Origin of the sequence: Caballeronia sp. LZ034LL (assembly GCF_031451215.1) — a bacterium.
Taxonomy (GTDB): domain Bacteria; phylum Pseudomonadota; class Gammaproteobacteria; order Burkholderiales; family Burkholderiaceae; genus Caballeronia.
This window is the reverse complement of sequence record NZ_JARUXR010000004.1, coordinates 548,016-561,674: the sequence shown is the minus strand read 5'-3', so window position 1 is coordinate 561,674 and position 13,659 is coordinate 548,016. Positions and strand designations below refer to the sequence as shown.

Genomic DNA, 13,659 nt, shown 5'->3' with positions numbered 1-13,659 from the left:
CGGGGGGGTGCGGGGCGTGGGCCGCCGTTCCCGCGCCACCGTTACATACCGCTTCGGGTGTTGCGGGGCGGGGGCGCGCCGCACGCCCGCGGCGCGCGCCACGTCCCATAGAACCATGATCCTCTCGATACCGAACGTCCTAAATCCCGCCGATGCCGCCGCCATGCGCGCCCGCCTCGAAGCCAGCGACGCCTGGGTCGACGGCCGCGCCACCGCGGGTTATCAGGGCGCACCGGTCAAGCGCAACATGCAGATCGCGGAAGGCTCGCCGATCGCACTGGAACTCGGCGATGCGATCGTCGGCGCGCTGGAGCGGCATCCGCTCTTCATCAGCGCCGTGCTGCCGAACCGCGTGTATCCGCCGCTCTTCAACCGCTACGAAGGCGGCATGCATTTCGGCAGTCATGTCGATGGCGCGATCCGCATCGTGCCCGGCCACGGCGCGCGCGTGCGCACGGATGTCTCGGTCACGCTGTTCCTTACGCCGCCCGACGAATATGACGGCGGCGAACTGATCATCGAAGATACCTTTGGCGTGCAGGAAGTGAAGCTGCCCGCCGGTCACGCGCTCGTCTATCCGGCGACGAGCCTGCATCAGGTGCGTCCGGTGACGCGCGGCGCGCGCGTGTCGAGTTTCTTCTGGGCGCAGAGCCTCGTGCGCGACGACGGACAACGCGCACTGCTGTTCGATCTCGACAACGCCATCCAGCGCCTCAACGCCACCGACGGCGACGAAGCCGCGAAGCGCACGCTGGTGGGCTGCTATCACAACCTGCTGCGCATGTGGAGCGAGACTTAGGCACACGCGTCTGCTTCATGCTGCGTGCTGCATCGCAAAAGCGAATCCCGGCACGAACGAAGCCATCGCGGAAAGATCAGGCGCACAATGACGGGAGCCCGCGTGGACGGGCGAACAGGAGGAGCGCCATGACCGCCATCACGTGGGTTGTCGCGGCAGACGGCAAGCGTGCGAGAGTCTTCGAGACGCACGGATTGACGCTGGATCTGCGGCAGGTCGAGGACCTCAGGAATCCGGCGGCAAGCATGACGGACGACGATAGCGCAGCGTTCGCGCGCAAGGTCGCCGCCTTTCTTGAAGACAGCCGCCGGCAGCACAGGTTCGACCGGCTGCGCCTTGCCGTGGAACCGCGATTCCTGAACGTGCTGCGCGCGCACCTGACCAGTGACACGCGCCTCCTCGTCTACGAAGAAACCGCAGACGACGCCTCACACGACCTGCGCCACGGCCTGGGCCGGCGCTGAATCCCGGCCCGTCACCTCCTCATGCCGCCGGCACGATGTTCTGATTGCTGCGGAACACGTTCTCCGGATCGTAGCGCTGCTTCACTCGCGCGAGCTTCTCGTAGTTCGGTCCATACGCCGCCTTCACCCGATCGCCCTCGTCGCCTGTCAGGAAGTTGACATAGACGCTGCCCAACGCGTGCGGCGTCAGCGCGGCGAACATGTCGCGCGCCCATGCCGTGCATTTCGCATCATCGGCGGCGTCTTCCCAGCGGCCGTGAATGTTGATCGTATAGATCGAATCGCGATTCGCGTACGCAGTGGCATCGACGGGCACGCGGTTCGTCTCGCCGCCCATCGCGCCGACGAAGATCTCGCATTGCGTCGAAGGCAGCGACTTCACCGCGTTGGTCAGGATGTCGAAGGTCGCGTCCGTCAGACCGGCAAAGTTATGCGACTTCCAGTAATTGCGCGAGCCCGGCGTCAGCAGCGGATCGAAGGCTTTCTGCCATGCCGCGAAGGGCATCGGTCCGAGATGCTCGCCATAGGGCGTGCCGAAGCTGCGCGCGGGCGCCAGCACACGCTCGCCGTTTTCAACCGGACCGACATAGCAACTCGCCAGCACGATCACGGGCTTGCCGTGCGCTTCCGCGGGCAGGAACGGCAGCGGCGGCGCGAGACGCATGACCGCCCAGACGCTCAGTTCGTCGGGACTTTGCGCGACGAACTCGCGATACTTCGGCAGGACTTCGGCGGCTTGTTCGAGCGGATACACTACCAGCCCGCCATAGATCTCCGGCCCGACTTCATGCAGCCGGAATTCGAACAGCGTGACCACGCCGAAGTTGCCGCCGCCGCCGCGCAAGGCCCAGAAGAGATCGGGATCGGCATGCTCGTCCACGCGACGCCATTCGCCGTCCGCCGTGACGATTTCGGCCGCCACCAGGTTGTCCACCGTCACGCCGAACTTGCGGCTGATCCAGCCGAAACCGCCGCCGAGCGTGAGACCGGCAATGCCGGTGGTCGAGTTGATGCCGAGCGGCGTCGCGAGTCCGAACGCCTGCGCTTCGTGATCGAAATCGGAGAGCAACGCGCCGGGCTCCACATACGCGCGCCGCGCCTGCGGATCGATGCGCACCGACTTGAGCGCGGAGAGATCGATCATCACGGCGCCGTCGCTGACGGCGCTGCCCGCGATGTTGTGCGAGCCGCCGCGAATCGACACGAGCATGCCGTTGCCGCGCGCGAACGCCAGCGCCGCCTTCACGTCGGCCACGCCCGCACAGCGCACGATGAGCGCGGGCCGCCTGTCGATGGTCGCATTCCAGACCTTGCGTGCTCCGTCGTAGTCGGCATCGGCGGGTGCGATCACCCTGCCGCGCACCGATGCCTTGAGAGCGTCGATCACTTCGCCCGATAACTTGATCATGTAAGACCTCGCTGCAAATGACGCGCTGCGACGTGCCCGACCCTGCCCGCTGGAACGGCGAAAGCGCAAGGATCCTGCGATCGGTTCGCGTGTGGCGTAACGATTGAATTCACACCGGGATGACCGCGAGGACGGATAGAGAAAGACATGCCGGACGGCTTCGTCCGCTCATTGATTAAATGCCGTGACTTACCGAATGTAAAGCGTGCGGCGAGTGTATTCGCGCATGCGACCTAGCATGGATCCGACAAAGTGGACGCATTTGGCATGAATCGAATTCAATGCTTCATGAATTGCTTCGGATGCCTGATGTCATGAAGCACGCATGAAAAAAACGGGCGCTTGCGAGGCGCCCGTTTTCATCACACGGCGAAGAAGGTCTACGCGCGTTCGAGCACCGCCATCTCGCGCACCACGACCAGCAGCATCGAAAGACTCGCACCGCCGCTGGCGCGCAGTTCGGTCAGCAGGCGCGTATAGCGATCGAGTGCCTGCTCGCGCTTCGCTCGCCAGGTCTCGACGATCACATCCGCCGTATCGATGCCGCGCGACTGTTCGAGCGCGCTCACGGTCAGCGCGCGCTTCAGACGCGCCAGTTCCTCCAGTGCGGCCGCACGCGCGAGCAAGTCCCAGTGCGTCGCAACGGGCAAGGCCATCGCGCGCTCCGCGATGCCGCGATAATCGAGCAACGTGCCGATGCCGAAGTACACGCTCGCCACCAGTTCGAGACTGCGCTCCGTGCAGGCCGCCACTTCGGCGCTGTCGAGCCCGGCCGTGGCAATCTCGCCGCTCGCGACCCGCGCCGCCAGCGAGCTTTCCACGCCCGCATCCTCGAGGTCGCGCCGGCGCGCATACCACGCGTCGAGCTGCGTCGCGGGCAAGAGCGCAGGCAGTTGCGGCGCCAGCCGCTGCGCAGCCTCACGGCAGCGCGCCAGCACGCCGCGCGCTTCATGCGCGTCCGCGCCGCTGTGCTTCAGATGACGCAGGAACCACAGCGACGTATCGTCGAGCAGCCGCACGACATCGACGAACATGCGCGCCTGCACTTCATCGGCGACGATGTTGTCCAGCCCGTCGATGCTGCGCCACAGGTCATCGAGATCGAACACATCGCGCGACATCAGCGCGGCCCGCACGATGTCGCTCGGCTGCGCATCGGTCTCTTCCATCAGGCGATGCACGAAGGTGCATCCCACGCGATTGACGAGCGCATTGGTCAGGTGCGTCGCGAGAATCTCGCGCTTGAGCGGGTGGCGCTGCATCGTGTCGCTGTAGCGCTGCTGCAGCGGCTTCGGGAAATACTCCGGCACCATGTCCGCGACGAGCGCATCCTCCGGCACGTCCGACTCGAGCAGTTCGTCGTACAGCCACATCTTGCCGTAGGCAAGCAGCACTGCGCGCTCGGGCGACGTCAGCCCGGACTTCACCGCTGCACGCTCGGCGATCTCGTCGTCCGAGGGCAGGAACTCGATGCGGCGCTTCAGGCGCCCGGCGCGTTCCAGGAAGCGCATCATGCGCGCCTCGGCATCGAGCGTTTCGGCTTCATAGCGCTTCGCGATCGACAGCGCCTGTGTCTGCGCGTAGTTGTCCTTCAGCACGAGCAGGCCGACTTCGTCGGTCATCTCGGCGAGCAGCGCGTTGCGCTGCTTCTCGGTCATCTCGCCATCCGCGACCACGAGGCCCAGCAGGATCTTGATGTTGACCTCGTGATCCGAGCAATCGACGCCTGCGGAATTGTCGATGGCATCGGTATTGATGCGGCCGCCGCGCTGCGCGAACTCGATGCGCCCCAGTTGCGTGAGACCGAGATTGCCGCCCTCCGCGACCACCTTCACGCGCAGTTCCGCGCCGTTCACGCGCACGGCGTCGTTGGTGCGGTCGCCGACCTGGAGATGCGTTTCCGCCGTCGCCTTCACATAGGTGCCCACACCGCCGTTGTAGAGCAGATCGGCTTCGGCCAGCAGGATCGCGCGGATCAGTTCATTCGGCGCGAGCACCGACGCGCTGATGCCGAGCGCCGCCTGCACCTGCGGCGACACCGGTATCGACTTCGCCGTGCGCGGATACACGCCGCCGCCCGTCGAGATCAGCGAGGCGTCGTAGTCGGCCCAGCTGGAACGCGGCAATGCAAAGAGGCGCGCGCGTTCGTCGAAGCTCTTGGCGGTGTCGGGCGTCGGATCGAGAAAGATATGGCGATGATCGAACGCCGCGATCAGCCGGATGTGACGCGACAGCAGCATGCCGTTGCCGAACACGTCGCCGGACATGTCGCCGACTCCGACCACCGTGAAATCCGTGGTCTGGGTATCGAAGTTCATCTCGCGGAAATGGCGCTTCACGGATTCCCACGCGCCGCGCGCCGTGATGCCCATCTTCTTGTGGTCGTAGCCGACCGAGCCGCCGGAAGCAAACGCATCGTCGAGCCAGAAGCCATATTCGTGGGCGATCGCGTTCGCGTAGTCGGAGAAGGTGGCCGTGCCCTTGTCGGCCGCGACCACGAGATAGGGATCGTCCGGATCGTGGCGCACCACGTCCGGCGGCGGCACGATGCCGTCGGGCGTGCGGTTGTCGGTGACGTCGAGCAGGCCGCGCAGGAACATCTGATAGCACGCGACGCCTTCGCTGAGAAACGCCTCGCGATCCGTCACCGGCGGCGGATTCTTCACGACGAAGCCGCCCTTCGATCCCACCGGCACGATCACCGTGTTCTTGACCATCTGCGCTTTCATGAGGCCGAGCACTTCGGTGCGGAAATCCTCGCGCCGGTCCGACCAGCGCAGGCCGCCGCGCGCGACGCGTCCGCCGCGCAGATGCACGCCCTCGACACGCGGCGCGTAGACCCAGATTTCGAACATCGGCTTGGGTTCGGGCAGCCCCGGCACCTTCGACGGATCCAGCTTGAATGACACATAAGGCCGCGGCTGACCCTGTGCATCGCGATGGAAGTGATTGGTGCGCACCGTCGCGCAGATCACGCCGAGGAACTGCCGCAGGATGCGGTCTTCATCGAGATTGGGCACTTTGTCGAGCGCTGCTTCGATGTCGGCGAGCACGCGCTCGGCAGCGGCGTCGCGCGCCTCGCTGCCGCCGCCATGCGCCGGATCGAAACGCACCATGAACAGTTGCAGCAGCTTCTTCGCGATCAGCGGATTGCCGATCAGCGCGCGTTCGATATACGCATCGCTGAACGTGGAGCCGACTTGCCGCAGATACTTCGCATAGGCGCGCATGATGGTCACGTCGCGCGAGCCGAACTCCGCGCGCAACACGAGCCGGTTGTAATCATCGTTCTCGATCTCGCCCGACCACACGCTCGCGAACGCATTCTCGAACAGCGGCTTCACGCGATCGATGTCGAACTCCACATCGTCCTGCAACTCCAGGCCGAAGTCGTGGATCCATGCGTTCGGCGCGCCGGTCGGCTCGATCAGGTACGGCCGCTCTTCATCCACGCGCACGCCGAGATGTTCGAGCATCGGCAGGCTGTGCGACAGCGCAATCGGCTCGCCCACGCGATACACCTTGAAGCGGAACGCGCGCTTGCCGGCCTCGATCGGCCGGTACAGGCTCATGGAGAGCCCGCCGGCGCTCGTATGCGTCGCCTCGATCAATTCGATGTCGCGCACCGCCGTACGCGCCGGATAGTCCTCGCGATAGCCCGCCGGGAACGAATCCGCGTAACGCTGCAACAGGCGGTTGCCGGCTTCCTCGCCATGACTGTCGATGAGCGCATCGGCGAGATCGTCCTGCCAGCGCCGCGCCACCTGCACGACACGCGTTTCGAGTTCGCGCGCATCGACTTCGGGCATCGTGCCGCGATCCGCCCGCACCACGATATGAATGCGCGCCAGCGGCGACTCCGACAGCAGCGGCGTGAACTCGATGCTGCGGCCGTTGAACGCCTCCATCAGCACGCGGCTGATGCGGCGGCGCAGATCGGTGTTGAACTTGTCGCGCGGCACGAACACGAGGCACGACACGAAGCGGTCGAAGCGATCGCGCCGCACGAACAGCCGCGTGCGCTGATGTTCCTGCAGCCGCAGCACGCCGAGCGCGATGTCGAAGAGCACGTCCTCGTCGGCCTGGAACAGTTCGTCGCGCGGATACTGCTCCAGCACCGTGATGAGCGACTTCGCCAGATGCCCTTTCTCGAGGAAGCCCGCGCGCCGCACGATGTTCGCGCACTTGCGCCGCACGATCGGAATCTCGTAGGTGGGAACGAGATACGCGGTGGACGTGTACAGGCCGAGAAAGCGCCGCTCGCCGATCACCTTGCCTTCAGGCGACACGCGCTTCACGCCGACATAGTCCAGATAGCCCGGCCGATGCACCGTCGCGCGCGAATTGGCCTTGGTCAGAAAGATGGGCGCCGCGCCTTCGATGATCGCGGCTGCGCCCGGCGGCAGCGGCGTCAGGTCGCCTGCCGCCGGCGCGCGCAAGGTTTCGCGCAACAGGCCCAGCCCGGAGCCGGGCACGCCGCGCAATGCGAAACCGCCTTCGTGCTCCACCAGATCGTAGTCACGGCAGCCGAGGAACGTGAAGTGATCGCCCACCATCCATTCGAGAAACGCGCGCGACTCGATGCCGTCCGGACTCGTGTCGCGGGTCTTGAGCTCGCTGATCGCGGCGCGCGCGGTGTCGAGCAGCTTCGGCCAGTCTTCCACCGACGCGCGCACGTCGCCCAGCACGCGCGCAATGTTGTCGCGCACTTCGTCGAGGCGCGCGCCGTCGCCGCAACGGTCCACTTCGAAATGAATGAACGATTCGAGCTCGGACTGGCCGTCGCCCGCCTCGCTGTGGCCCTGCGCAACGCGCTCGATCTCGCCCTTCGCGCTGCGCCAGACGCGGAACACCGGGTGGATCACGGAATGCAGCGCAAGCCCCAGCCGGTTGAGTTCCATGCTCACCGAATCGACGAGGAACGGCATGTCGTCGTTGACGATCTCGACCACCGTATGGTCCGAGTGCCAGCCGTGCTGCTCCAGATTCGGGTTGTAGACGCGCAGCACTTCGCGCCCGTGGACGAACTTCTGCGCCGTCTGGACATGCGCCATGGCGGCGCCGTAGAGATCGGCGACATCGCGGCTCGCGATGTCCTCGACATCGACCTGCTCGTAATAGTGGCGAAGCAACGGCTCGATGATCCGCCAGGTCTGCTCCGGCAACCGTCCTCGCGCGAATTCGAGGAGATCGTTGATGAGTTGTTCGACCCGCGCTTCGTTCCTGACCAGCATGGTGTCCTCCCGAGGGTGTCGGTTGCGATGCCGCTATGGTCTGCTCTCACGTCATCGAGATTATGCGCCGCGACGCGCGTTTGCCTGCCGCCGGCCATGTGCGCCTGCACAAAGTCCGCGCCCTTCTACGGTAGACGCTGCGCATGACCTTTGCGCGACACGCGCTTTCGACCTATCGTCGATGAGAAGATTCGCAGCGCAGTCCGGACACGGAGGAATCGCCATGCAGGACACCACGGAAGTCTCCGCGCAGCAGACGGTCGTCACCGTGCGGCCTCAGGAAAAGCTCGCGACAGTACAGCATTTGCCGTATTTCATCGGCCTCTCGGCGGCGACGGCCGGCACGCGCGGACTCGCGATGCATCTCGTCGTCGTGCCGCCGGGCGGGCGCGGCGAGCCGCACGTCCATGTGGGCTACGAGACCGGCATCTATATCCTGGAAGGCCGCATCGAGACGCGCTACGGAGCGGGGCTTGCGCAATCGATGATCAACGAGCCGGGCGACTTCGTCTTCATCCCGCCCGGCGTGCCGCATCAGCCGGTCAATCTGAGCGACACCGAGCCTGCGCGCGCGGTGATCGCCCGCAATGACGCGAATGAAGCAGACCGCGTCGTGCCTTACGATCCCGACGAAGCTCAGGCGTCTCAGTAGCCGGATGCGCCGTTCATCGGCAGGTCGACGTAACCGCTATCGGCAAAGCGCGCGCCGCCGAGCAGCCCGCCCGCGAGCCTGCCGCGCACCGCGTACGAGACCTTGTTGGGGACGTCGCCGGTGGCGAAGCCGAATGCCTGCCGCGCCACCGAGAACGCCGACACCGTCACCGGCACGGCCACCACCGTCTCGCCGAAACGCGGCACCACGCCGCGCTGGTCGCTGACGCCCGTGGCAAACGGACGGCCGTTGAGGTCGAGATCGAGCGCGACGCCGTCGAAGTCGAGCGGCTCGTTGTTCGGATTCTGCACGCGCAGTTTCACGGTGAAGCGCATCTCGAGGCCCTGCCCTTCGAGCGGCTCGATGCCCGCCACCGTCACGCGCATGGCATCGCGATTGAAGAAGCCCGCGCAGCCATGCAGCGCGAACAGCACGGCCAGGCCGGCGAGAAAGAGAAGGAAGCGGCTGCGCGGGTGATTCGCTTGCATGGGATCGGGGCTCCTCGCGGGGTCATGCTGCGGGCCGCAGCACGTTCAGCAGCATGCGGCTACAGGCATGATGAAACCAGACATCGTCGACGACGAACAGCGCGGCAACCCACGCCGCGCCCACGACGATCAGATCGCAGTGCCCGCTCGTCCACAGATTGAGCGAATGGCGCGGGCCGACCCACGGCACGCCGAGCGGATTGGGCCAGTCCGCCAGCAGATGCATGAGGCCGCCGCACGCGAAGCCGAACGCCACGGGCGCCGCCGGATGCCGCCCGAGTTCGTGCCAGGACAGCGCAAGCAGCGCCGCCCAGCCCAGGCCCCAATGCGTCAGCGTGCGATGCGTGATCCAGAGCCTGCGGGCGCGCGTCCACCATGCGACTTCGAGCCAGTCCGGCGCGGTGGCGCCAGCCACACCGGCGAGCAGCGCGAGCACCGCGGGAATCATGCCCGCTCCCGCGGAGGCGGGTCCGTGCGCAGCCGACACGAGCGCCGCCGCGATGATGCCCGCAGCCCATCCGGTTGCATGATGAGCCTTGTTCGACGCCATGGAAAAACCTGCCTTGATCGCTTGCCTGGGGAGCGCGCATGTTCGCATGCGCGTTGCACCAAGCGCCGGGCTGAAACATAAACTTACGCAAATGCGTACGCGGAAACACGCCGCGCCGTCGCTGCAATGGGCGAGTCCGCGCGGCGTTGACTAGAATGGTTGTCAGAATGCTGCGCCCTTCCCGCTGCGGACGCCCCTGGCGCGTCCCACGCCCGCCTGCGCAAGCAGGCTTTGAGAGATTCTTCAGAACACCGCCGTCATGCAACACCTGAAATACCTGAGCGCTTACCCGAACACGCTTCAGGACAAGGTGCGCCGACTGATCGCCCAGCAGCAACTGGGCACCTATCTCGACGCACGCTATCCGAACCGGCACGCCGTGCAGTCCGATCGCGCGCTGTATGCGTATTGCTCGGACCTGAAGCAGGAATTCCTGCGCGTGGCTCCGGCCATCGACAAGGTCATCTACGACAGCAAGCTCGACGTCCTGCGTCACGCGCTTGGACTGCACACGGCGATTTCCCGTGTGCAGGGCGCGCGGCTCAAGGCGAAGAAGGAGATTCGCATCGCCTCGCTGTTCCGCGACACGGCGCCCGAGTTCCTGCGCATGATCGTCGTGCATGAGCTCGCACATCTGAAGGAAAGCGATCACAACAAGGCGTTCTATCGGCTGTGTGAGCTGATGCAGCCGGGCTACCATCAGATCGAATTCGACCTGCGGCTGTATCTCACGCATCGCGATCTGCTTCGCGCGAGGGCCGCGTAAGCCTCGCTGCGCTGCATCAAACCTGCCACGCAAGCGCGGCGGCATAGCCGGAAGGCGCGTCCAGCGCGGTGGCCGCAAACCCGCCCGCTTCCGGCGAAAGTGCGTAACGTAAGCCCTCGCGCGGCAAGACCGAGAAGCCTTTCAGCCCGATCCACCCGCCGCCAATACCCACGCCCTGCGCCTTCAGCACGGCTTCCTTCGCCGTCCAGCAGTCGAAGAACGCGCCGTGGCGCGCGGCTTCGGGCAGCGCCTCGATGGCTTGCCGGTCACGCTCCGCCAGCACGGCAGGCGCCAGTTCATGCCAGGCGAAGCTGGTGCGCGCCGCCTCGATATCCACCCCGACGCGTCTTTCCTGCGACACGCCAATCAGCCCGTACGATCCCGAATGCGAGACGTTGAAGTCCGGCGCGTCCGGTTCGTCGAGCAGCGGGCGTCCGTTCTCGCCGGCGTCGAGTTTCAGGCGCGCCGGATCGCCGCCGGTCAGCGTCGCCAGCACCTGACGCAGCGCCGCGCGCATGACGCTGAAGCGCGCCGCATCCTCGGGACGCAGATAACGCGCCGCGCGCGCGCGTTCGCTTGCGTCCAGCGCGGCGCAGGCGGGATCGTCGGGCGCGAGGGTCAACCGGATCGGAACGCGCCAGACGCGGATGTCAGCGGGCACGCCGGCCGGCAACGCGAGCGGTTCCAGATCGAAAGGTGCCGTCGTGATGGTCACGCGGTCACGTAGGCGCGTATTGCGCCTCGCCGTTGCCGAAGGACCAGTTCTCCTTCTTGACCTCGACGAGACTGATGAACACATCCTCGCGACGCAGCTTCAGGCGCTCATGCAGGCCATCGGCGACGGCCTTATAGAACGCGCGCTTCTTCGGCACATCGCGGCCTTCGTTCAGCGTGACCTGGATCACCACGCAATCGTCGCTGCGGGTAATACCCAGATACGTGCGATCCACGATGAAGTCCGGCGCTTCGCGCTCGGCAATGATCTGGAAGCGATCGTTCTCGGGCACGTCAAGGGTGGCGCGCATCGCGTCATACACCACGTCGCCGATGGCCGTACGGTAGGCGCTGTCTTTTCCCTTCAGCAAATCGATGCGGACGAGCGGCATGTCGAAATCTCCGGTTGGATGATTGGGCTCAGCGATGCCCCGGATGCAGCAGCAAACGCGGCGGGTTCGCGCGATCCACCATGACCACGGCATGCTGTTCGAATTCAGTCAGCAGCGTATCAGCGGTGGATTGGGTCGCGCCGAGTACGAGCAGACTGTCTTCGGCGGTCCAGACCTGCAACGGGTCGATACCCGCGCCGGACAATCCACGCAGTCCCGATTGCGCGATCCGTGCAGCCAGCGCGCGTTGCCGCGTCGCGTTGGCTTCCGGCGGCAACTCATGGCCGAATGGATTGCACGCCGTCACGAACACCGCGGTGTCGGCTTCATGTGCTTCGAGCAACGCGATCAGCGCCGGATTGCGCACGCCGATCTTCATCTCGATCGCCGGCGTTCCGTCGATCCGGTAGATCGCCGCGCGATAGGCGTCGAGCGTGGCGGCGGGCAGCGCGCGCAGCACGTGCTGCTTCGACGCATTCGCAACATCCAGCACGATGGGCTGGCCATGCGGCGTGGCGCGCGCGGCCTCGTCCCAGTCGTGGCGGCGCTGCGCCAGCGTCTCCTGGCTGACGCAGCCCTTCGCCGTGCTCAGACGTTCGAGCGCGCTCAGCCAGTGCGCATAGTAGGTGTCGCCGTGATCGGGATCGCCGGCGGCCTGCGCCGCGCGGATCGCCTCGCTCAATGCGTGCGCCCATTCCTGCCACGTGAACACCCCGCGCTCGTGCAACGCGAGCGTCATCGCGAAAGCCTGCGCTTCCCAGGGCGCGCGGAATACCGGGCCGTCGTCGTTGAAGGGCAACGCGGGCAAGGCGGCGCGGAGTTCGTGGAACTGTTGCGGGTCATTCATGCGCGGCATCGAGTAAATAAGACTCCCAGCAATCCACGCACACCGACGACGCGCTCGTGTCCGCGCCCCACAACTCGGCGGCGTCGAAACGCACGGTGTAGAGCCATTGCGGATGCTCGCCGTGGCCGAGCGCGTTCTCATCGGGGAAGACGTGCGTGCCGCGCACCGCGACGACCTGTCCGGACTTGCCGCGGCAATAACGCGGCAGACGCGTGTGCGTGGGCGGATTCATCAGCTTCGTGCGCACCGTATCGCCGACGGCGAAGCGCGCCGGTGCATGCGCCGGCCGATCCACCGGCGCACCGCGCAGCAAGGCGGCGCTGACGTCCGCGGCCCGCAGCATGCGCACGTTGGACGCGGGCGCGGCCTGCGAATAGCCAGCCTCGATTTCCGCGGCACTCGCGAGGCCCTTCGCGAGCAGCAGCTTCTTCAAGCCCTCGAACCAGATCTCGTAGTAGCTGCTGCCAAGGTATTGCGCGGGCGGCAGGCTTTCGCGCGCGGCCCGCGAGGTGTCGATGTTCCACTGGCCCGTCGCGCCCATCGCGAGCGTCACGGCCAGTACGCGCCGCTCCCACTCCGCATGGAAGGGCGACGCGCCCGGTGCATCGCAAGGATCGATCTCGACGGGCCCGAAGCCCTGCATGCCGCCCATGTCGTGCGCCGCGTTCATGCCGCCACCTCGCTCGCTTCCGACGGACTCAACGCGAGACCGGTGCCGATCATCGAATCGCGCGTGACGAGCGCGGCGAGCGCGTCTTCGTCGAGATGATCGGTGCCGGGCGGGCGCATCGGTACGACCAGATAGCGGACCTCGGCCGTCGAATCCCATACGCGCAGTTCGGTTTCATCCGGCAAGCGGACACCGAAGTCCTGCAACACGCCGCGCGGATCGATGACAGCCCGCGACCGATACGGCGCCGACTTGTACCACACCGGCGGCAAGCCGAGCACCGACCACGGATAACACGAGCACAACGTGCAGACGACCATGTTGTGAATCTGCGCGGTGTTTTCGAGGGCAACCATGTGTTCGCCCTGGCGTCCGGTGAAACCGAGCGAGGCGATGGCCGCGGTGGCGTCATCCAGCAGCCACGCGCGGAACTGTGGATCGCTCCAGGCCCGGGCCACGACGCGCGCGCCATTGCGTGGTCCGACCTTGTGCTCGTAGGTCTGGATGAAGATGTCGAGGGCTTGCGGATCGATATAGCCTTTCTCGACCAGCAGCGATTCGAGCGCCTTCACGCGCAGGTCCATTTCGGGCAGCGGACTGCCGGTGTGGTCGTGGTCGTGGTCGTGGTCGTGATCGTCGTGATGAGGGTGATCGTGGCTCATGAGCGGTCTCGCG

The 13,659-nt window shown here is 66.0% G+C and carries 13 protein-coding genes; 4 read left to right on the top strand and 9 right to left on the bottom strand.

Going from position 1 to position 13,659, the window contains the following annotated elements; genetic code table 11:
• Nucleotides 1-115: 115 nt before the first annotated feature.
• Entirely contained in the window at nucleotides 116-799 is a 684-nt protein-coding gene (locus QCE83_RS29945) for a Fe2+-dependent dioxygenase (protein ID WP_309819715.1), read from the top strand.
• Nucleotides 800-927: 128 nt separating this feature from the next.
• Nucleotides 928-1,263 (top strand): host attachment protein, encoded by a 336-nt coding sequence (locus tag QCE83_RS29940; protein ID WP_309819713.1) that lies wholly within the window; start codon nucleotides 928-930, stop codon nucleotides 1,261-1,263.
• A gap of 19 nt (nucleotides 1,264-1,282) precedes the next feature.
• Here QCE83_RS29940 and QCE83_RS29935 read toward each other — a convergent pair whose 3' ends face one another.
• Both QCE83_RS29935 and QCE83_RS29930 read right to left on the bottom strand, forming a co-directional pair.
• Entirely contained in the window at nucleotides 1,283-2,671 is a 1,389-nt protein-coding gene (locus QCE83_RS29935; protein WP_309819712.1) for an FAD-binding oxidoreductase, read from the bottom strand.
• 380 nt (nucleotides 2,672-3,051) lie between these two features.
• Nucleotides 3,052-7,905, bottom strand: a complete 4,854-nt coding sequence (locus QCE83_RS29930) for an NAD-glutamate dehydrogenase (protein WP_309819709.1) — start codon at nucleotides 7,903-7,905, stop codon at nucleotides 3,052-3,054.
• A 223-nt stretch (nucleotides 7,906-8,128) separates the two neighbouring features.
• On the opposite strand from QCE83_RS29930, the gene QCE83_RS29925 reads away from it, so the two are divergent.
• The gene (locus tag QCE83_RS29925) at nucleotides 8,129-8,557 is read left to right on the top strand and encodes a cupin domain-containing protein (protein WP_309819707.1); all 429 of its coding nucleotides are present in this window, start codon (nucleotides 8,129-8,131) and stop codon (nucleotides 8,555-8,557) included.
• On the opposite strand, the gene QCE83_RS29920 is transcribed toward QCE83_RS29925, so the two are convergent.
• The gene (locus QCE83_RS29920) at nucleotides 8,551-9,045 is read right to left on the bottom strand and encodes an LEA type 2 family protein (RefSeq protein WP_309819706.1); all 495 of its coding nucleotides are present in this window, start codon (nucleotides 9,043-9,045) and stop codon (nucleotides 8,551-8,553) included. The genes QCE83_RS29925 and QCE83_RS29920 overlap by 7 nt on opposite strands.
• A gap of 22 nt (nucleotides 9,046-9,067) precedes the next feature.
• On the bottom strand, nucleotides 9,068-9,595 hold the full coding sequence (locus QCE83_RS29915; protein WP_309819704.1) for a metal-dependent hydrolase: 528 nt from the start codon (nucleotides 9,593-9,595) through the stop codon (nucleotides 9,068-9,070).
• Between the two features lie 259 nt (nucleotides 9,596-9,854).
• Here QCE83_RS29915 and QCE83_RS29910 point away from each other — a divergent pair, with 259 nt between their 5' ends.
• Nucleotides 9,855-10,361, top strand: a complete 507-nt coding sequence (locus QCE83_RS29910; protein ID WP_309819703.1) for a M48 family metallopeptidase — start codon at nucleotides 9,855-9,857, stop codon at nucleotides 10,359-10,361.
• Between the two features lie 16 nt (nucleotides 10,362-10,377).
• On the opposite strand, the gene QCE83_RS29905 is transcribed toward QCE83_RS29910, so the two are convergent.
• Genes QCE83_RS29905 through nthA form a run of 5 tightly spaced genes read right to left on the bottom strand, consistent with a single transcriptional unit; the run spans nucleotide 10,378 to nucleotide 13,646 of the window.
• The gene (locus tag QCE83_RS29905) at nucleotides 10,378-11,076 is read right to left on the bottom strand and encodes a 4'-phosphopantetheinyl transferase superfamily protein (protein WP_309819701.1); all 699 of its coding nucleotides are present in this window, start codon (nucleotides 11,074-11,076) and stop codon (nucleotides 10,378-10,380) included.
• A gap of 4 nt (nucleotides 11,077-11,080) precedes the next feature.
• Complete coding sequence (locus QCE83_RS29900) at nucleotides 11,081-11,467, bottom strand: tautomerase family protein (RefSeq protein ID WP_309819698.1); 387 nt, start codon at nucleotides 11,465-11,467, stop codon at nucleotides 11,081-11,083.
• 28 nt (nucleotides 11,468-11,495) lie between these two features.
• On the bottom strand, nucleotides 11,496-12,314 hold the full coding sequence (locus tag QCE83_RS29895) for a nitrile hydratase accessory protein (protein WP_309819695.1): 819 nt from the start codon (nucleotides 12,312-12,314) through the stop codon (nucleotides 11,496-11,498).
• Nucleotides 12,307-12,984, bottom strand: coding sequence for a nitrile hydratase subunit beta (nthB, locus tag QCE83_RS29890; RefSeq protein WP_309819693.1), 678 nt, complete (start codon nucleotides 12,982-12,984; stop codon nucleotides 12,307-12,309). The genes QCE83_RS29895 and nthB overlap by 8 nt, the downstream gene beginning before the upstream one ends.
• Nucleotides 12,981-13,646: a nitrile hydratase subunit alpha gene (gene nthA, locus QCE83_RS29885; RefSeq protein ID WP_309819691.1), complete on the bottom strand. Its 666-nt coding sequence runs from the start codon at nucleotides 13,644-13,646 to the stop codon at nucleotides 12,981-12,983. The genes nthB and nthA overlap by 4 nt, the downstream gene beginning before the upstream one ends.
• Nucleotides 13,647-13,659: the final 13 nt, after the last annotated feature.